Source organism: Endozoicomonas elysicola (assembly GCF_000710775.1).
GTDB classification, from domain to species: Bacteria; Pseudomonadota; Gammaproteobacteria; order Pseudomonadales; family Endozoicomonadaceae; genus Endozoicomonas; species Endozoicomonas elysicola.
On record NZ_JOJP01000001.1, the window covers coordinates 1,401,934 to 1,422,223 of the forward strand.

Annotated in this window: 15 protein-coding genes; 7 read left to right on the top strand and 8 right to left on the bottom strand. The window is 46.0% G+C overall.

The annotated features are described in order from the left end of the window. Positions 1–767: 767 nt before the first annotated feature. Positions 768–1,529: an SDR family oxidoreductase gene (locus GV64_RS05905; RefSeq protein WP_020581051.1), complete on the bottom strand. Its 762-nt coding sequence runs from the start codon at positions 1,527–1,529 to the stop codon at positions 768–770. A 197-nt stretch (positions 1,530–1,726) separates the two neighbouring features. Between GV64_RS05905 and GV64_RS05910 the strand changes: the two genes are divergently transcribed. The 4 genes from GV64_RS05910 to groL all read left to right on the top strand — a co-directional run bounded on the left by GV64_RS05910 (position 1,727) and on the right by groL (position 5,365). Continuing rightward, positions 1,727–2,440, top strand: a complete 714-nt coding sequence (locus GV64_RS05910; protein ID WP_034844074.1) for a HugZ family pyridoxamine 5'-phosphate oxidase — start codon at positions 1,727–1,729, stop codon at positions 2,438–2,440. Between the two features lie 80 nt (positions 2,441–2,520). Further along, the gene (locus GV64_RS05915) at positions 2,521–3,015 is read left to right on the top strand and encodes an FxsA family protein (protein WP_020581049.1); all 495 of its coding nucleotides are present in this window, start codon (positions 2,521–2,523) and stop codon (positions 3,013–3,015) included. A 348-nt stretch (positions 3,016–3,363) separates the two neighbouring features. Next, a complete protein-coding gene (locus GV64_RS05925) occupies positions 3,364–3,657 on the top strand; it encodes a co-chaperone GroES (RefSeq protein WP_020581047.1) in 294 nt (97 codons plus the stop codon). 64 nt (positions 3,658–3,721) lie between these two features. After that, complete coding sequence (gene groL, locus GV64_RS05930; RefSeq protein WP_020581046.1) at positions 3,722–5,365, top strand: chaperonin GroEL; 1,644 nt, start codon at positions 3,722–3,724, stop codon at positions 5,363–5,365. Between the two features lie 151 nt (positions 5,366–5,516). Here the strand turns inward: groL and GV64_RS05935 are convergent, their stop codons facing one another. Beyond that, positions 5,517–6,962 carry a hypothetical protein gene (locus GV64_RS05935; protein WP_020581045.1) on the bottom strand — a complete coding sequence of 482 codons (1,446 nt, stop codon included), beginning with the start codon at positions 6,960–6,962 and terminating at the stop codon, positions 5,517–5,519. A 368-nt stretch (positions 6,963–7,330) separates the two neighbouring features. On the opposite strand from GV64_RS05935, the gene GV64_RS05940 reads away from it, so the two are divergent. Continuing rightward, entirely contained in the window at positions 7,331–9,637 is a 2,307-nt protein-coding gene (locus GV64_RS05940) for a hypothetical protein (protein ID WP_020581044.1), read from the top strand. A gap of 98 nt (positions 9,638–9,735) precedes the next feature. On the opposite strand, the gene GV64_RS05945 is transcribed toward GV64_RS05940, so the two are convergent. Then, on the bottom strand, positions 9,736–10,881 hold the full coding sequence (locus tag GV64_RS05945; protein WP_034844076.1) for a cupin domain-containing protein: 1,146 nt from the start codon (positions 10,879–10,881) through the stop codon (positions 9,736–9,738). Between the two features lie 388 nt (positions 10,882–11,269). Between GV64_RS05945 and GV64_RS05950 the strand changes: the two genes are divergently transcribed. Beyond that, positions 11,270–11,911 (top strand): glutathione S-transferase family protein, encoded by a 642-nt coding sequence (locus GV64_RS05950; protein WP_020581041.1) that lies wholly within the window; start codon positions 11,270–11,272, stop codon positions 11,909–11,911. 131 nt (positions 11,912–12,042) lie between these two features. Here the strand turns inward: GV64_RS05950 and astB are convergent, their stop codons facing one another. From astB to astA, 3 genes are all read right to left on the bottom strand, one after another. Further along, on the bottom strand, positions 12,043–13,383 hold the full coding sequence (gene astB / locus GV64_RS05955; protein WP_020581040.1) for an N-succinylarginine dihydrolase: 1,341 nt from the start codon (positions 13,381–13,383) through the stop codon (positions 12,043–12,045). Positions 13,384–13,461: 78 nt separating this feature from the next. Further along, complete coding sequence (gene astD, locus GV64_RS05960; protein ID WP_020581039.1) at positions 13,462–14,943, bottom strand: succinylglutamate-semialdehyde dehydrogenase; 1,482 nt, start codon at positions 14,941–14,943, stop codon at positions 13,462–13,464. A 76-nt stretch (positions 14,944–15,019) separates the two neighbouring features. Then, positions 15,020–16,078, bottom strand: coding sequence for an arginine N-succinyltransferase (gene astA, locus GV64_RS05965; protein ID WP_020581038.1), 1,059 nt, complete (start codon positions 16,076–16,078; stop codon positions 15,020–15,022). 248 nt (positions 16,079–16,326) lie between these two features. Here astA and GV64_RS05970 point away from each other — a divergent pair, with 248 nt between their 5' ends. After that, a complete protein-coding gene (locus GV64_RS05970; protein ID WP_020581037.1) occupies positions 16,327–17,598 on the top strand; it encodes a hypothetical protein in 1,272 nt (423 codons plus the stop codon). Between the two features lie 142 nt (positions 17,599–17,740). Here the strand turns inward: GV64_RS05970 and GV64_RS05975 are convergent, their stop codons facing one another. Together GV64_RS05975 and GV64_RS05980 are read right to left on the bottom strand one after the other, a co-directional pair. Next, a complete protein-coding gene (locus tag GV64_RS05975; protein ID WP_020581036.1) occupies positions 17,741–18,739 on the bottom strand; it encodes an NAD-dependent epimerase in 999 nt (332 codons plus the stop codon). 118 nt (positions 18,740–18,857) lie between these two features. Continuing rightward, positions 18,858–20,192 (bottom strand): UDP-glucose dehydrogenase family protein, encoded by a 1,335-nt coding sequence (locus tag GV64_RS05980; protein ID WP_020581035.1) that lies wholly within the window; start codon positions 20,190–20,192, stop codon positions 18,858–18,860. Positions 20,193–20,290: the final 98 nt, after the last annotated feature.

Here is a 20,290-nt window from a genome sequence, read left to right on the forward strand (position 1 = left end):
TTACTTCTGGTAAATATCATTGATGGCTTTCAGAAGCAAAATTCTGGAAGCCTTAGTAATCATGTTTTGTTTTGAATGATTTTCAACGGTTCTATATGTTACCTGTTCTAAATACCGCTAGGTATAATTATGAATATGATAAAAATAATTTGGACTTACAAGGTGTTAAGTCTGGATTGTTGGGTAGGTTTTCTGTTCATAGACAGTCCGATTCATTATTTAATAAGCTTTCATATAGTATGAAACAATTGCTTAATGAGTGTGTTAACAGTTTTGATTCTCGAAGTATTGCTCGCTTCGCATCAATCGTAGTAACAAATTATGTGCTCCAATATATGGTGGCTTCCAGTGACGCCTTACATATAGAAAATGAATATGATGATAGTGCTCGGCAGTTGTGCTCTCCTAATGAATATACATGTGATCATGGTATGTGTATTCCTAGAGAGTTTTTATGTGATGGGGACAACGACTGTTTTGATTATTCTGATGAGTTATATTGTTGAAGATGCTTTAATAATGGTGCTTTCTAGTACATGGTTGTTGATAATATGTAAATTTTTCTCTGATATGAATGTTATTGCTCCTGAAAGGCACTAGGGGGTGGGAATACCTGACCATTGACATTGACTAGATTGTCACCCATTAGTGATAGTGATATAGATCACTAAAGCATAGTTTAATTATTCTGGCTTCAAATTTAATAAATAATGCTCTGCTTCACCTTTGAACGGAAGCAGAGTTTGATTTGTATGATATAGTTAAATTCAGAGTTTTAACCCACCATCCAGCTCCAGTACACGCCCATTGTAATAATCATTTTCAAAAATAAAGCCAACGGTCTGGGCAATCTCTTCCGGTGTTCCCATTCGTCCAACCGGTATACCAGCGGTTAATCTGGCTTTGGCTTCTGGCTTCATGCTGCCAGTCATTTCCGTTTCAATAACTCCTGGAGCAATGGCTGCACAACGGATGCCGTATTTGGCCAGCTCCTTGGACCAGGTTACCGTCATGGCTGAGACACCGGCTTTGGCAGCAGAATAGTTGCTTTGGCCAAAGTTCCCTTCACGGGCAATGCTGGCGATATTGACGATAACGCCCTGTGAACCACTTTCAATCATGCTGGCTGCGACTTCACGGCCGCAGAGGAATACACCGGTCAGGTTAACATTTATGACGGCCTGCCATTTGTCGAAGGAGAGTTTGTCCGTCACTTTGCCGTCTTTGGCTTTGATCAGGAGACCATCCCTGAGAATTCCAGCATTATTGACCAGACCATTCAATGGACCCAGTTCTGCGGAGGCTTTCTGGACCGCGGCTTCAACCTGAGCCTCTTCAGCAACATTGGCTGGTAGTGCTATAGCATTAACACCTTTTGAACGACAGAGTTCTGCTGCTTTATGAAGCTCGGGAGTATCAAGGTCAATAAGGCCAATATTGGCACCACGTTCTGCAAGCGAGTTAGCCATAGCCAGGCCGAGCCCTCTGGCGGCACCAGTGATCAGAATATTTTTATCTTTAATGTTCATAATTGTTCTTATACTTCTGTGGTGGACGGTACAGTGATCATCCTGAAACGAAACTGAATAAAAGACAACATCCATAATGGTTATTGATAATAAATCTCATTCCCATATAATGCGGTCAACGCACCAACAGTGGTTGATTTTTCAACAGTTACACTGTTAATAAACGATAATGAATAAACACCCAGAGGAGTTTAGTTATGATGGATACCAAGGAAGCGGCGGCATTTGAGGCCAGAAAACTGCTGCTTGGGGAATACCACGGCATTTTGTCTACGCACTCCAAGGATGTTCCGGGCTATCCCTTTGGTTCTGTTATGCCTTATTGTCTGGATGCCAATGGTTGTCCAATCATTCAAATCAGTACCATTGCTCAGCACACCAAAAATATCGAAGAAAACCCAAGGGTTTCTCTTATCGTCAGTGATACGGACACTGATGATGTTCATACTGCCGGGCGCCTGACCTGGATGGGGGACGCTGAAAAAATTGAAGATCCTGAAGAGGTTGCCGAACACTACTTCAACTTTTTCCCTCAGGCCAGAAACTACAGCAATACCCATAACTTTGACTTTTATCGTATCAAGCTGGTGAAAGCTCGATTCATTGGTGGCTTTGGTAAAATTTTCTGGGTTAAAAATGAATTGCTCTGCAAAGAAAACCCATTCTTTGGTGAGGGTGGAAAAGGCATGATTGATCATATGAATGAAGATCATGTGGATGCCATGGTGAAGTATTGTCTGGCTGCTAAAGTTGTTATTCCTGAAGGGGTTAGTCCAAAAATGGCCGGAGTCGACTCAGAAGGCATGCATATCCTGCTGGGGAGAAAAGTAGTCCGTATCCCATTTCCGGGGAATGCTGGAAGTGCGATGGAAGTTCGCCAGCAGCTGGTTGCCATGGCCAAAGCTGCCTGATGTTACTCTGAACTGACAACCCTTGAAAAAAAACGACACCGCCTCTATATAAGAGGCTCCAATGATTAACGGGGCCTTTTATGCGCTTCCTCTTTCTACTATTTATTCTATTGCCCATTCTGGAAATGGTGGTGCTGATCAAGGTGGGCAGTATCATCGGAGCCTGGAATGCGGTTGCGCTGGTTATTCTGTCGGTATTTATTGGCATCGAAGTGATTCGCCGCCAGGGCTTCAAAACAACATTAAGAGCCCGGCAGAAGATGGCCGCAGGCGAACTGCCCGCTATGGAAATGCTGGAAAATCTGGCCATTGCCTTAGGGGGCTTGCTGATGTTGATCCCCGGCTTTATTACCGACTTCCTGGGGATATTCCTGTTGATTCCTCCAGTTCGCAGGTTTCTGGTTCGTCGCTGGTTGACAGCGACAGGTATGAAGGTCCAGCAGACCAATATTTACGAAGCAGAGTTCCACCGAGAGCCTACATGGCAGAATGATCAGACCCATATCCACCACACCATTGATGGGGATTATACCCGGGAGCAGGATAAGGAAGATCCTGAAAACAGGAATTGCTAGGGCTTGAAAGTCTCAAGTCTCTGAACGTTTTAAGAATTTGCCAGTCTATTTGGAGAGCGTGCCTGGGGTTAACTGGGAAAAGTCAGTTTTTTTTCCACCTGCCTCTTGAAAATAGCATTGGCCACCCATACTAAGTGGAACATCTGATAAGACTTCGGCAAGGGCTCGAACCTACTGGAAAGACCTGCGCCAAAGTAGATTTCACTCTTGGTGAATACCAGGGGGGTCGGGTAAACCGGGCCATAGTGAGTAGTGAAACGATAGTTCATCATTTCACTGCCATTAAGTTGATAACGAGCAGCCTCTAAAAGGTTGCACGGCATAAGCAAACTGTTGGAGAAAGAATCGATGAAAATCCGTCCGTTGCGTGATCGCGTGGTCGTTCGTCGTGTCGAAGAAGAAACTACCTCTGCTGGTGGCATCGTACTGCCAGGTTCTGCAACTGAAAAGCCTAACCAAGGTGTTGTGGTTGCAGTCGGCGATGGCGTGTTCCTGGACAATGGTGAAAAGCGTCCTGTTGGCGTTAGCGTTGGTGACAAGGTCATCTTCGGCAAGTATGCAGACTCAAACACCGTGAAGATTGATGGTGAAGAGCTGATCATTCTGTCTGAAAGTGACATTTCCGCCGTTCTGGAAGGCTGATTGTTAGTTAAACAATCACACTGCATTTTTCCGATTTCACAAATAGTGCATAGGGTCACCAACCATGGCAGCTAAACAAGTTAAATTCGGCGACGAAGCTCGCAAAGAAATGCTCAAGGGCGTCAACATTCTGGCTGACGCTGTAAAAGCAACACTGGGTCCAAAGGGTCGTAATGTCCTGCTGGAAAAATCCTTTGGCGCGCCAACCATCACTAAAGATGGTGTTTCTGTTGCTAAGGAAATCGAACTGAAAGACAAGTTCCAGAACATGGGTGCTCAGCTGGTTAAGGAAGTGGCTTCTCAGGCTAACGACCAAGCAGGTGACGGTACTACCACTGCTACTGTATTGGCTCAGTCCATTCTGAACGAAGGCCTGAAGTACGTTGCCGCTGGTATGAACCCAATGGATCTGAAGCGCGGTATCGACAAAGCAGTTATTGCTGTTGTTGAGCAGCTGAAGGTGATGTCTACTCCTTGTGCAGACAGCAAGTCCATCGCTCAGGTAGGTACTATCTCTGCGAACTCTGATGAAGTGGTTGGCCAGATCATCGCTGAAGCCATGGAAAAAGTGGGCAAAGAAGGCGTTATCACTGTTGAAGAGGGCAGCGGTCTGGAGTTTGAACTGGAAGTCGTTGAAGGCATGCAGTTTGACCGTGGCTACCTGTCTCCATACTTCATTAACAACCAGGAAAGAATGTCTGCCGATCTGGAAGCTCCTTTCATCCTGCTGGTTGACAAGAAAATCTCCAACATCCGCGAACTGCTGCCGGTGCTGGAAGCCGTTGCAAAAGCTGGCAAGCCACTGCTGATCATCGCTGAAGATGTTGAAGGCGAAGCCTTGGCGACTCTGGTTGTGAACAACATGCGTGGTATCGTTAAGGTAACTGCGGTTAAAGCTCCAGGCTTCGGTGACCGTCGCAAGGCCATGCTGCAGGATATCGCTATCCTGACTGGTGCTACCGTTATCTCCGAAGAAATTGGCCTGTCCCTGGAAACAGCGACTCTGGATGACCTGGGTTCTGCCAAGCGCGTTCAGATCACCAAAGAAGATAGCACCATCGTTGACGGTGCAGGCGTTCATGCTGATATCGTTGCCCGTGTTGAGCAGATCCGCGCTGAAATCGAAAACTCTTCTTCTGACTACGACAAAGAGAAGCTGCAGGAGCGTGTAGCCAAGCTGGCTGGCGGTGTTGCCGTTGTTAAAGTTGGCGCTGCTTCTGAAGTTGAAATGAAAGAGAAGAAAGCCCGCGTTGAAGACGCCCTGCACGCTACCCGTGCAGCGGTTGAAGAAGGTGTGGTTGCCGGTGGTGGTGTTGCGCTGGTGCGTGCTCTGTCTGCCATCAACGTTGAGACCATCAACGCTGAGCAGCGTGCTGGTGTTGAACTGATCCTGCGTGCTCTGGAAGGTCCAATCCGTCAGATCGCCAACAACTCCGGTGATGAAGCTTCCGTAGTAGTTGACAAGGTTAAAGCCGGATCCGGCAACTTCGGTTACAACGCAGCTACTGGTGAATACGGCGACATGATCGAAATGGGTATTCTGGATCCAGCCAAGGTAACCCGTTCTGCTCTGCAGGCGGCTGCTTCCGTTGCAGGTTTGATGATCACGACTGCTGCCATGGTTGCTGATGAGCCACAGGACGACGCTCCAGCTATGCCTGATATGGGTGGCATGGGCGGCATGGGTGGTATGGGCGGCATGATGTAATGCTCCCCGGCAGATGGTAAACAGAGCCCAGATAGCTCAGTCTTATCATCTGTAATGTCAGAAATGACAACTCTGCTTATATGGCTCAAAGTGAAACCGGCGTCTGATTTCAGACGCCGGTTTTTTTGTTCAAAGCTAATCTCCCAGCTTATTATCTAGCCTCCACAGACTTAATCCGCTGGACTCTGATTGGCATGGTAATGGTTCCCCCGCCAACCCTCACCTTCAGTAGCAGTGCTTCACGATCTACAGCAAGAAGCTCGCCGCTGAAACTCTTTGATCTTTCCACAAAGACTTCCACCTGACGGCCAATATGGTCGGACAGTTTGTAGACAGGAATATCCCTGGTCTGGGGCTGGCGATGCAGAAAAGCCGTTTCATGCTCTTCTAAAGGCTGCTCTTCAATGAAGGTTGATGAGAACGTACTTTGCTCATTCGCAGATTCTGGTTCCCAGTCCATCTCAATTTGTGGTTCGGTATCCATAGAAGGGTCTTCAATAGCTTCAAGATCGTCCCATCCATCTTGAGCCATTTCAAAGCCTTCAAATTGATCGACCATAAATTCGGAAGGATCTGGGGTAATGAGTTCAAAAGGTGAAACGACGTTGTTGTTTACTTTCAGTGAAAGTCCCAGGGTTGAGACCCAATGTTCGGTATCGTATACAGCGAATATCATCGGGTTAAAATTGGGTGGAAGATATGAGGTAACACTGATGCTTTCCGGCTTTCTTAAAAAATCAATATAAGCCTTTTTCATCGCTTCATTTGGAATAATCCCAATAGTGTGGAAGTAATATTCGTCAGGAAGAGAGGTGTTACGTTGGATGTACTCATCGACAGAAATACCAGATTGCTGGGCGCAGTATTTATTTGTTGTGGGAACCAGCCCCTGGTCTTGATATACCATTTCTACGCTGGAGATCTGGGGCATTTGCATCAGGTCTTGAATACCAATAGATTGTTGGTTGGAAATATTAATTTTCATTGACGCTGTGTAAAGGTCGGTGGCGCTAAACCCAAAGCTGGCCATTAATTTCTGATTGTCTTTATTGTATTTGTATTCCCAGTAAAAACCGGTTATCAGACTGCTGATCCCCATTTTTTTATAGTCATCTGGGCCGATTATGTAATCATCTCCACAGATGGGTTCACTGGTATTTTTAAGTTCTTCCCTTAAAAAGCTATTTCGCTCTTGGGTGATACCCGCATAAATACTTCGATCGTCAATAAAGGGGTCATTGATTCCATCAAGCTGGAGTCGCAATGATTCTGGCATTTCAACATCATTCCCCATTCCTACGTTATACATCAGTTTGATCATTTCAAATGTACTAGGAAAAATAAGTGATATTTTCTCTGCGTGAAATGGATCTTCAGAAATGCTGACCGGCGTTATTTCAATATTTGAAATGGATATCTTTCCAGTTATGTGAACGGTTACATCTTCAAAACGAATGATTGCCTGAGAAGACGCAATAAAAGCAAGCTGGTTTAACTTTTCAGATATCTGGCTTTCAGAATAAAATTTAAATCCAAACCATAGTGCTGACAGGAGAATAGAGAGTACTATGAGTCGTCTAATTAGTATGTTAATCATTGAGTCACCTGAATACTGCAGAACTACGTTAAGGTGAATTCAGATTATTATGATATTTTTACTATCTAATAAAAGATTCACATATTAATAAGAATACGTTTCAGTTTTTTGTTTTCAAGTCTGGTTTTTATAGGTTGGTATTTTTTTTTATATTCGTTATTTTAATGTCGTGAGCTTCTGGTTTTTATTGATTGTTTGATTTGTTGTCAAAAAAATATCGTGTTTAACATTATGAATTCTATTGGGTTTTATTATTGGCTTTTGCTTCTTTGGTTATAATTGCTTTCATTAATACATTGAATTAAAAAATTAACCCCGCATAGTTATTGTTGCTTAATGGGTGGGCTTGTTTTTAAAAGGAATTTGTTATGCCAGGACCGATACAGGATAAATCTGTTCATTCAGCAACGGTAGGTGAAAATGCCAGCCCAGTTCCTGAAACGAAAAGTAAAAGTGGAGATACAGGAACTCGTAAAGTAGATTCAGTTCCTGATTCTGAGGTGACACGTGAAATCTCCAAAGTAGAACATAGTGGAACAAAGAGTGAAGTGCTTGATGGTGCTCAGCCAACGGAGGGCAAGAGAGTCGTTGGTGCAAATAATGATGCGTCAGCTGAGGCACAATTAAACGCAATTTTGTCAGACGATGAATTGGCTAAATGTTATAAATCACAGGCTAAAGATACTTATTTTTATGCTTCTGATCATGCATTTAGAAAATTGCAATCGAAGATGGATATGGTTGACTCGGACGATCCAAAAAAAATGGCGAAAGAATTCAAGCAGGCTTTGAAAGAAGTAAGACAAGATTTGAAACGCTTTGAAAGAGATGCCTCTGACTTAAAAGTTACTGTTACAACGCAAGATAGTGGTTCGGTTCAGCTCATTCCATTTAAATTGAAAGAGATAGATCCTGATTTGCTGAAAGAGTTACTGAAAAAAGCATTAGCGCTAACAGAAAATGCTATGGCGCAGAGAGAGAGTGATCCAGACTATAGATCAGCAGATGTCTATAAAGGAAAAATTTCCAGTTGTTGGAGCCAGATTCCTCCCCTTTTACAGCAAGTGGATGAGAAAGCTAAGACTACATTCGAATCCAGTTTTAAACTGCTGCAGTTTCCAAGAGTAGAAATACGTTTTGATGCCAGTGCTTTCAGGCCGGTAGAAAAGCCTCAGGCTCAAAGCAGCGCTCCGACCAGTATCCCATCAGGTCAATTGGATGTTGAGAATACAGGGGATTTTTATAACGAGAAAGAATCTATAGAAGAGGCTGAAGAGAACCCTGAGAATCTCGCTCCTGATGAGCTGTATCGACAGAAAGTGCTGAAAAATGCTCAATTAGCATACCGAAAACAAATTGAAGGCAATGGAACTGCAGCAGACGCGGATCAAGCTATTGCTAAGCAGGCATCAGTCAATGAGGAAGTGAAGCGGGCTCTCTCAGATGTTCCTTTTAGTAGCTTTGGTGGATCAAGTTCGCAAAACACAGAAGCACCTGTACAGACAAATAAACCAAATGTCAGTGAGGTGACAGTAGAGGAGAGTCAGCCACAGGTCACTGAGAAGCCCATGCAGGCAGATAAGCAACCGGTAGGTGTAGTGCCTCCTCCCCCGAAACTGGGCCCGGATGAAATCCTTCTATTTGAAGGTCCTGAGAATAAGGAAACTTCTCTTGAGGTGATGGGTGAAAAACAGAGGCTTCTCTTTAGTGATAGAAAGCTGTGGGTTTATCTAGAGCCTGAAGAGGTGGGGTATATCGCATTACATGCGGATGGTTTGAAGGAACTCATTCCCGGTGATGTATTTACGCAAACACCCAAAGTTGAGAAAAAGAGTGATGTACCTAATGCACGCCTTAACCCTCTGCCTACACTGGGTGATATAGCAAAAAGATTCTGGGCTGACCCTAGAAAAGATACTTATCAGGTGGAACCAAAGGAGGAGCACCCAGAGGATAGCAAGCTTGACATTCGACCTGTACTTGTCAGCGATAAGCCTCAGAACTCACCCTCTGGTACCGACATTCTAGTGATGTCCAGCGACCAGCAACGCTCTTTCAGAAAGAATAAATTGTGGAAATATATGGAGCCAGGTCAGGTTGTGAAGCTATACAGCACACATAGAGGCCTGGTTACCACAGACGGTTATAACGAAGTAAAAGGCGTGGCAGGTATAAGCCTTACTGACGCATCAAAGAGCGATATTGTTTTACCAACACTTGAAGAGTTATTAGCAAGGCATAAGGAAGCTCAGGAACCGATATCCCAACTCAGCCTTTTTAGGGGCTCAAATAGTGAGCAGCCACTGAATATGATGACTAAGCAGCAGATGGACTTTTTTGACGAGAAAAAACTATGGCAGTATCTGGAGAGTTCTGAGATTCGCATGATAGATAATGTGCCCGACGTAGGAAGTCATTTCAAACACTTGATTCCTGATAATGTGTTTGAAGAAGCTCGCAATGCTAAAGCTGGCAGTTCTAAGGGTATTAGAAAAATGCGAACGCCAACAATTGGTGAATTGGCTGATAGGTATGCTCAGGTACAATCAAGGTCGGAAGAGCCAAAGGGGGGTAACCAGGACGTTCAAGCGGTTATAAAAGGCGACCAGGCATCTCCACTTCCACCGGGCTTTGAGGGTTTCGATCAGTGGGCCGATGATCAGGAAAAAAAATGAGATCATGATTGATGAAATAGGTTTATCGTTTGTATCTTACGTGTAAGTGACGATGCAGATTCAGACAGGTCTCTTTTAGCCTGTCTGAGTTTTTTATTTCAAACATTTTCTATATATAGTATTCCCCGATTAAGTAGCTCTAGCAGCCACTGTTGGCTTCCTTCAGGTTTGCAACCGCACCATTCTTCAGGTTGCAAATGTTGGTGACTACAGAGTTTTTTTGCCAGCAACAGTCGTTGTTCATCTGTGCAGTCATGGCATTCACCATCAGCAAATACGACAGAAGGTGAACCTTCATAAAAAGCAAGCCTTGAGCCTTCATTCATTCTCAGGTTACAAGTACCAAATTCAGAGGTTAATTCTGACCATTGTTCAATTGTCTCTTCTTCACTCTGTGGATGCTTTGTTTGAGTCATCGCTGAGCCAAACCACCGGGTAATCAGGTTTCTGTCTTCTGTGTATTGGCGAAGTACTTTCTGTATCCGGTCTATTGCCTGTTCATCTATTTTTCCGGGATTGCTTACCGGCTGCTGATCGGCATCTGAGTAGCGGAGGCTTTCACTGAGCTGGTCAGCCACAAAGTCGGTAAACTGCATCAGAATATCCCGATGACTGGGCGCCCGAAAACCAACCGAAATGGTCATGCATTCACCCTGAGCTACGCCATGATGACCAACGCCGGGCGGAAGGTAAAGCATATCACCGGGTTCAAGTACGTAGTCTTCAAGAGCATCGAATTCGGAAAGAATATGCAGTGGCGTGTTTTTAACCATGGGTGTCTGATCATTATAAACTGGCCCTATCTGCCACCGGCGTTTACCTTCTGCTTGAATCAGAAAAACATCAAACTGGTCGTAGTGAGGCCCGACATTCCCACCGTCAGTCGCATAACTGATCATAATATCTTCCAGACGCCAGCTGGGTAGAAAGCGAAAGTACTCCAGCAGCTCATGCACTTCCGGCACCCAGTGATCAACCGCCTGAACTAATAATGTCCAGTGACTTTCTGGCAACGAGCTGAACGTCTCTTCAGTAAAAGGCCCGTGGCGAAGCTCCCAGGGTGTTTCTCCATGTTCAAGGATCAGCCTTGATTCAACGTCTTCTTCCAGAGACAGGCCGGCAAGCTCGTCTGCAGAAATCGGGGGCGAGAAATCAGCTATCGCCTGTCGAATCAACAGGGGCTTTTTTTGCCAGTATTCACTGAAAAAATTATCTGGAATGAGAGTTTTTAGTGCTTTGCTCATTGCGCAGTGGCTCGATTTATAAGGGCAGGGAGATCATGCTCTGGTTTTCTTTATATTGCAAAGGCTGTGGCGAGAGGTAGGATAGCCCTAGGCTCTGTTGACATAAGGTTACAGGCTCAGTGGCTCGTATAGCCGTTTTCCATAAGGCGGGCTGGTGCAGGTTTAGTGATTCTACATCAAACCAGTCCAACGCAGCTGGAAGACGGCTATACGAGCCACCCTTCGGGCTAAAACCAGAGCGTCCGTGCCGTCGTTACAAGAACTTGAAAGACGTTGGTATTCCTTCATTCTTGCGCCTGGCCACGAACGCTCTGGTTTAAGCTGAGCCAGCAACCTTATGTCAACAGAGCCTAAGCTCAAGATAAAACTAATTATAAAGGATATGTCCATGAGTAAGCTTTATGGTGTGCCACTATCACCCATGGTGCGCAAGGTGTTACTGGCTCTCGAAATAAAGCAGATTGACCATGAAATGGTGCCGGTCACCCCTTTCAGGAAACCTGAGGGCTTTGAAAAAATCAGCCCTTTGAAGAAAATTCCTGCCTGGGAGGATGAAAGAGTGACTCTGGCCGATTCTACGGTTATTTGTGAATACCTTGAGGACCGTTATCCCGAACAGCCGCTTTATCCAAAGTCCCCTGAGGACAAAGCTAAAGCCCGCTGGTTTGAAGAATATGCCGATACGGTCATGCTGCCAGTACTGGGAACAGTCTTTTTTGAGCGTGTTGCCAAGAAGCTGGTGAGCCAGCCTGCTGACGAAGTCAAAGTGCAGGAAATTTTACAAACCAAGCTGCCAAAGACCTGTGCCTATCTGGAGTCTCAGGTTCCGGAAACCGGGTTTCTATTTGGGGTAAGTCTTCAATTGGCAGATATTGCACTGGCCACACATTTTATTAATCTTGCCCATGCTGGAGTGAACATTGAGTTTGCTGAATACCCAAGGTTGGCGGCTTATATTGATCGGCTTTTCCAGCATCCGGCAGTGGCGCACAGGATAGCAGAAGATAAAAAGGTATTTGGTGGTAAGTAGGACTGATTAAAAAAGTTTCATTTTTTCAACACAAAGACAGCAAGGTACAGAGAAGTGCTTTTCTTTGTGCCTTGGTGTCTTTGTGGTAGAGAAGTAAACTTTACCTGCTTAAATACATTTGATGGATATTATTAATTCTGAAATGGATAAACAGAACCCAGGTTAAGAATTCCTGTCAGTTCGTCCAGGGCTGCCCGGGATTCAGTCAACAGTAATGGATCAGCCAGATCCTTCTCGGATAACTGGTCACGGTAGTGTTTGTTAATCCAATTGCTGATGGTTGAAAAGAGTTTGTCGTTTATCAGGCAGCTCTGGTTAGTAGCCGCCAGTTCCTGATCATTCAAGACAACTCGTAACCTCAGACAGGCCGGGCCACCGCCATTGTTCATGCTCTGGCGAAGATCAAAAACCTTGAGATCCGTAATTGGGCATTTTGAATCGTTGACCAGACTTTGCAGGTAGCTCCAGACTGCAGGCTCCCTTTTACACTCTGAAGGGACAACAATCATTGTTCCGCCATTATCAAGCGATAGCAGCTGGCTATTGAACAGATAGGTACCTACAGCCTGCGCTACCGAAACCTGTTGATCAGTTGCTTCAACAATATGGAAGTCCTGTGCTCCGTAAGCCTTTCTCAATGACTCATACACAGAAGCCTGATTCAGAAATGCCTGCTCGTGGCAGAACAGCAGATTGCGGTTGCCGACAGCGATAACATCATTATGAAAGACACCCTGATCGATTACCGCAGGGTTTTGCTGCGCAAATACTATTTTATCGGGACTTAGCTGGTGTAATCGGGCAATAGCCTGGCTGGCTTCAAAACTCTGGCGTGCAGGGTATTTCTGCGGTGATGTGCTCTGTGGATTAAAGGCTTCTTTACCGTAAACGAAGAACTCAACACCCTGCTCTCCATACTCATGACAGAAGCGTGTGTGGTTTGCGGCGCCTTCGTCTCCAAAGTAGTCGGTGGATGGCAGGGCTTGATGGTGAACAAAATGCTCAGGGCTGCTAAACGTTGCTTTGAGTATATTTCCCGTGACTTCGTGCTCAATGGAACGGTGAAATTTATTGATTAAGTTGGCGGGAGTGAAATGTACTTTACCATCAGAGCAGTCAGAACTGGGAGAGACTGTCGCTGCATTTGCTGTCCACATACTTGAAGCTGAGCAACAGGCAGCCAGTACAGCAGGCATATTCTGTGCTGCATCTGAAAGTACTCGTGAGTCGCTGCCTGTAAAGCCCAGTCTTCTGAGCATAGCAATGTCCGGGCGTTCTTGGGGGGCAAGCACACCCTGAACAAAGCCCAGCTCACTGAGCGCCTTCATTTTTTCCAGGCCCTGGAGTGCTGCTTTCCTGGGGTTGGCTGCATTGCCCGCATGATTGATTGAGGCCTTATTCCCGCGAGATAGCCCTGCATAGTTGTGTGTAGGGCCAACCAGCCCATCAAAGTTTGCTTCTATTGTTCTCATTATTTACATCTTCATAATCGATTCAAAGCTCAGGCGCTGTTGAGGTTCTGCTGCGTGCTCAGTAGGTCCGGGAGCCTTTTATAACTCAAGTCCGGGAGCGAGGTCTTTTGGCATACACAGTGACTCCGACTCGACACTGGCCACAGGGTAAGCACAGTAGTCTGCAGCAAAGTAGGCACTGGGGCGGTGGTTTCCACTGTCTCCGGGGCCTCCAAACGGAGCGGCACTGCTGGCACCAGTAATCGGGCGATTCCAGTTGACGATACCTGCACGTATTCTCTGTAAAAAGTACTGGTACTGCTCTGGTGCTTCACTGAACAGTCCGGCAGAGAGGCCAAAGCGTGTGTTATTGGCTTCTGCAACGGCATCTTCAAAATTCTTGTAGCGAATCACCTGTAATAGTGGACCAAAGTACTCTTCATCAGGGCGGTCTTTAATATCAGTCACATCAATAATACCCGGAGATACTAATCCGGTTCCGGTTTTAAGGTGTGTTGATGGAAGCAGGCTTTTGCCTCCCAGGTTTTGCAGTGTTTCCTGGGCTACCAGTATTTTTTTGGCTGCCATTTCAGAGATAAGTGCTCCCATAAAGGGCGCTTCGTGATCATCCCATTGGCCTACTTTGATTTTGGCTGTAGCTGCAGTGAGTGCACCAAAAAACTGGTCTCCCCAGGGAGTTGCAGGAACAAAAAGGCGGCGGGCACAGGTACAACGCTGACCGGCAGTAATAAATGCTGAGTGGATTGTGTCGTGTACCACAGCTTTGATATCTGCCATCTCTGTGACAATCAATGGATTGTTACCGCCCATCTCTAAAGCCAGAATTTTTCCGGGTTGTCCACCGTATTGCTGGTGGATCATTTTACCGGTGTTAGAACTGCCGGTGAAAAAGAGGCCATCAAGGTCGGGGTGTCCAGCCAGTGCAATACCCGTGTCTTTCTCTCCCTGAATCAGATTAAGAGCACCGTCAGGAAGGCCTGCCTGCTGCCAGAGTTTTACCGTGTATTCGGCCACGGCAGGTGTCAGCTCGCTGGGTTTGAAAACCACAGTATTACCGGCCAGAAGTGCGGGAACAATATGCCCATTGGGGAGGTGGCCTGGAAAGTTGTAGGGACCAAACACCGCAACAACACCGTGTGGTTTATGACGAATGACCGCTTTTCCCACAGGCATCGAGTTTTCAACAGTACCGGTACGCTCATGGTAAGCTTTTATTGATATCGCGATTTTACCAGCCATGGCGGCGGCTTCGGTTTTGGCTTCCCAGAGAGGCTTGCCGGTTTCCCTGGCAATGATTTCTGACAGGGTGTCTTTATTCTGTTCAAGCTCATTTGCGAAAGCCTTTACGATCGACTCCCGCTCTGAAAAGGATCGATACGCCCAGTGATGACTGGCTTCACGGGCAGCCCTTATCGCCTGATCAACTTGCTCAGCTGACGCACTGGCACCCTGCCAGAGGACATTGCCCGTACCGGGGTTTTCGGATGAAAAGGATTTACCATTTGCCTTGAGCCACTCTCCATTGATGAAGAGACATTGCTGTTCTTTGGTTTCTGACATGATTTTCACCCTCTTATTCGTTTGCTATGCAGCGTGAGCCGTTAGGGCAGTTTATTCTCGGGCAGTCTCCCTGGGGCTAACTGGATGATAAAGGTACTACCCGCAGCAACTGGCCTTCTTCAAGGTTAAGGGCTGAAGCCTGCTCCTTTGTTATTTTGACGAACTCCAGCCCCTCATAGGATAAGTTGCCCATGATGCAGCGAAAGTTTTCCAGTTCATTATTCGCCATCAGCCAGCGGCGTTGATCCGTGGTATTACTGTCAACGATTTTAACCTTGTACTGTCGAGATTCTCTCACCGATCGTACATCTTTGACCCTGGCTTCCAGCAGTGGTCCTGCATCAAAAATATCCACGTATCCGGTGTAATGGAATCCTTCTGATTCCAGAAGGTGCCGGGCAGGTGTTGTGCTTTCATGGGTAATGCCAATGACCTCCCGTGCCTCATCAGGCAATAAATTGGTGTAGATAGGGTGGCGAGGCATCAGCTCGGCGATAAACGCTTTATCTACCGTGGATTGCCGGTCAGCCTCCGCAAAGTCAACGGCAAAAAAGTGTCGGCCCAGGGCTTCCCAGAACGGTGAAACCTCCTGATCATCGCAGTAGCCACGCATTTCAGCAAAGAGATCTTCCGCAAACAACTCAGGAAATGCTGCCATAAACATCATGCGGCTCTTTGAAAGAAATGCGCCATTTTTTGAGTGGCGATAATCCGGAAGCAGAAAGAGCGTACACAGTTCTGAAAAGCCGGTATGGTCACTGCAGAGCATCAGGGTGTCTACCATCGTGTAGACATTGAGCTGCTGTGATGCGTGAACCTGTTTACTTACCTTGTAGTTATACCAAGGGGAGTCAAGCCCGACAGCAGACTCTATGCCAGCAGTACCAACCACCTGACCGGTTTGTGTATCCTCCATTACAAACAGATAAAGTGCATTTTTATGCTCTGGGTCCGAGGCATCTTTCTTATAAGAATTTTTTTGGGAAGCCTGCTTAAAGGAGGTGAGAGCCCATGCCAGTTTGTTGTCTACCATGGGACGGTTTGGTTGCAAGGATGTGAATCCGGCACCGGTCTGGTTAGCGATTTGCCAGAGTACCTCACGATCCTGCTCATGTATGGGGCGAATAACAATCATAGTCAGGCTCTGCCTTTGTTTTAATAATCAGTTAGTTATCGCGGTGCAAAGAGACTTGGAAATGTTACCTCAATTTTTATTGATTGAAAGACCATGCAAACAGAAAAAGTGGATCTATAGTTAGCTTCACGTCAGGGGCTGTTGATGTTTCGCTGAGTACGTAACGAAACGTCAACAGCCCCTAGGGAGATTATAACGGTTCGTGCAGTAGTGGAAAGAATAGCGAAAACTGTTTCTCAAAAATACCTATGAATCAATCACCTGTTCTTCTACCTCCAGCTCCGCAGCCTCCTGTATTGAATGATCTACCTCCTGTACAAGCTGCTGCTGTCTCTGTTAGCCAGCCTGATGGAACTTATCTTAAAAAAGAACCTTTTACTTTTGTTGAGCGTTGTAAGTCGCTTTTCAGCAGAGTCATCTGTGCAGTAGAAACTACACTCTGGCACGTTGTGGACGCATTTAACTGGGCTGGTTATCTCGCCGTCTGGGCCATGGCTGGCGCTACCTTTATGGTTGGTATGATGGCATTGCCCATTATTATTAAATCTGCAGTGACCGGCATTATTATTATGGCTTGTGAAGCGATAGGAGAGGCTGTACTGCGATATTACTCAAGTGATCAGTTTCCAACCGATCGTTTCCCTGTGTTATTGGACAGGCTTCCGATAGAGAAACTCCCCGTTCTTGGTGATTTTCTGAGCTTTCGATGGCTCAGACATCTTCCTTTTCAGGGGGAGCGCTGTGATGAAAATAAATTGACCTATTTTGGTAGCCGTATGGTGGTTGGTGGTGTCTATGGCAGTTTTCTTGGTTTTTTCACCGCGTTAATTAACTTGTCTCCGCAAAGTATACTTGCAACGGGGGCTGTAGCTGCTGGGATTGCTTTTGGTTTGAGATTTCTGATGTGTGCCAAAGTAGCTCTGGATTTTATGTTTCTTTCCAATCATGAAATGAACGAAAGTCGTCTTTACCACAAGGATAACTTTACCAATCGCCCTATCCGGGACAGGTTGATGGGTAAAACAGAGTCTTCGAATTATGTTCCCATGCCCCCTCCTGAGAATATCGATACTGCCTTACAGTTACTCAACGTGCAGTGGACTAACAAAGAGTTTGTTACAAAGGAAGAGGTTTATCAGGCGGCGGAAGCGTACTGCAATGCAAAAAAAGCTGAGTTGGAACAAGGGCTGCTGACAAAAGAGCGGTTTGATCGTGAGGTAAGTCTTGCTAGGCATGCTCAGGAACAGTTATATCGGTTTATAACACAAAGAGATTTGATGGCGGCCAAAAAGCGGGAGCGCCAGGAGAAACTTGTCCGGCTAACTCAGGAACAGGAGAGAATAGATCGTGATTTGTTGGGTTTACCGCGGGAAGGAAAACTGACACTTGAACAGATTGAAGCTGGCTACCGATGGTCCTTAGCTGAGCATGAGCGTCACAGGGATATAGATATTAATGAAATTGACCGGTCAGCAGCCCGGTTGAGAACGGGTTACTCCAGTGCTGCTCCTGCAGCGTGATCTGGAAATAGTTGAAACAAAGCTTTACCACTAGACAGCCCACGGAGGTAGGTATCTAAAGTGCTTGAAGGTGCAGATAGTAGGCAAGTGACCATTATTCTGCATCTTCATATACACAAGCACTTCCGAGTAGTTCAGGGACTTACTTTCCCCAGTTCCCATACCACTGAGCGAACTTTTGTAGCCCTTCTTCAATGGACGTCGATGGTTTAAAACCGACCGTTTCCATCAAATCGCTGACATCAGCATAGGTTGCGTATACATCGCCTGGCTGCATCGGCAAATATTGTTTTTCTGCCTGTTTGCCTATTGCGCTTTCCAAAGCCTGAATGAAGGTCATCAGCTCAACCGGCTGATTATTACCGATATTGTAAACCCGGTAGGGGGCAGAACTGCGACTAGGGTCGGAGCTATTAAAGTGATCAGACTTGACTGGAATAACATCCTGAATTCGCACGATGCCTTCAACAATATCATCAATGTAAGTGAAGTCTCGTTTCAGTTTACCTTCATTAAAGACGGGAATGGGCTCTCCCCGATTAATCATCTGGGTAAACTTGAAGTAGGCCATGTCAGGTCGACCCCAAGGTCCGTATACGGTGAAAAACCTCAGGCCAGTAGTTGGCAAACCATAGAGGTGTGAGTATGTATGAGACATCAGCTCGTTGGATTTTTTGGTAGCTGCATAGAGTGAAACTGGGTGATCTACTGCATCAGCCGTTGAAAATGGCATTTTAGTGTTCATGCCATAAACGGAGCTGGAAGAGGCATATACCAGGTGTTCAACATCATTATTGCGACAGCCCTCAAGAATCGTGGCATGGCCTACGAGATTGCTGTCGATATAGGCCATTGGGTTGTCGATGGAGTAGCGGACGCCCGCCTGAGCGGCCAGATGGATCACCCGGTTAAATTTTTCCTTTTGGAACAGAGCTGCTATACCTTCACGATCGGCAAGATCAAGTTCAACAAAGCGGAAGTTTTTCATAGGTGCCAGTTCATTGAGGCGACCATGCTTGAGGCTGACATCGTAATAGTCATTGAGGTTATCAATACCAACGACTTCATGCCCCATTTCACAGAGGCGTTTGGTGGTAAAGAAGCCAATAAAGCCTGCAGCACCTGTAACTAGATATTTCATCGTGGTTTACCTGTTGATAAAACCACAAAGAGCACAAAACTCATTGAGTTTTTCTTTGTGCTCTTTGTGGTTAAACAGTCGTCATTAACATAGAGACTATGGTGAACAGTAAGCCGTATCAGCGACCAATGGCGTAATACGCAAAACCTTTCTTTTTCATGCGCTCTGGCTCGTACATATTACGACCATCAAAAATGACTTGCTCTTTCAGTAGTTCTGCTATTTGCTCAAAATCAGGAGCACGGAATTGCCGCCACTCAGTACAAATAACCAAGGCATCGGCACCTTTCAATGCTACCTGCGGAGTGCCAGACAGGGTCAGATCATCACGCAGGCCGTAGATACGCTGGGCTTCTTCCATTGCTTCCGGGTCAAAAGCCTGAACCTTGGCTCCTGCCTGCCAGAGAGCCTCCATCAATACACGGCTCGGAGCATCCCGCATATCATTTGTGTTGGGTTTGAACGCCAGCCCCCACAGAGCAACCGTTTTACCCTCAAGCTGGCCATTGAAGTGAGCGCTTATCTTGCTGAATAACACATGCTTCTGTTGGGCGTTGCGTTCTTCAACGGCTTTCAGCATAAGAGGCTCAAAATCAATCTCTTCTGCGGTTCTTTTGAGTGCCTGAACATCTTTCGGGAAACAGGATCCACCGTAGCCACAGCCGGGATAGATAAAATGGAAGCCGATACGAGGATCTGAGCCAATACCCTGACGAACCATCTCAATATCCGCACCCAGTCGTTCTGCAAGACCGGCCATTTCATTCATAAAACTGATTTTTGTGGCCAGCATACAGTTAGCCGCGTATTTGGTCAGTTCTGCGCTGCGGACATCCATGAAAATCATGCGGTCATGATTTCGATTGAAAGGCGCGTAAAGCTCTTTCATGGTTTCAACAACGTAATTGTTTTCATGATCAAGGCTATCGGTACCCACCACGATGCGGTCAGGTCTCATGCAGTCATTAACCGCAGCACCTTCTTTCAGAAATTCAGGGTTAGAAGCAACGGAAAACTCAAGCTCAACACCACGCGTCTTTAATACCTCCGCTATTTTAGAGGATACTTTGTCAGCTGTACCTACCGGTACTGTGGACTTGTTAACAATGATCTTTCTATCATTCATGTGTGTGGCGATGGTTTCAGCAACAGCGAGGACGTATTGCAGATCGGCAGAACCATCTTCATCGGGTGGAGTGCCAACGGCTATAAATTGCAGAGTGCCATGCGCTATCCCCTCTGCAGCATCCGTGGTGAATTGCAGGCGGCCTGTCTGACTATTCTCTCTTACGATCGGTTCCAGCCCAGGTTCATAGATAGGAATGATGCCCCGTTTGAGGTTATCCACCTTATTTTGATCAATATCGACACAAATAACGTCATGACCCACTTCAGCCAGAACCGCAGCTTGCACCAGTCCAACATAGCCGATGCCAAAAACAGTGACTTTCATACCCGGTAGTTACCATGAAAAATGAGTGGGACAATTCTAACGGAAAGCCTATTCGGCTGAAATGCTCAGCTGGTATTGTCTGCGTTGGTTACATTTAC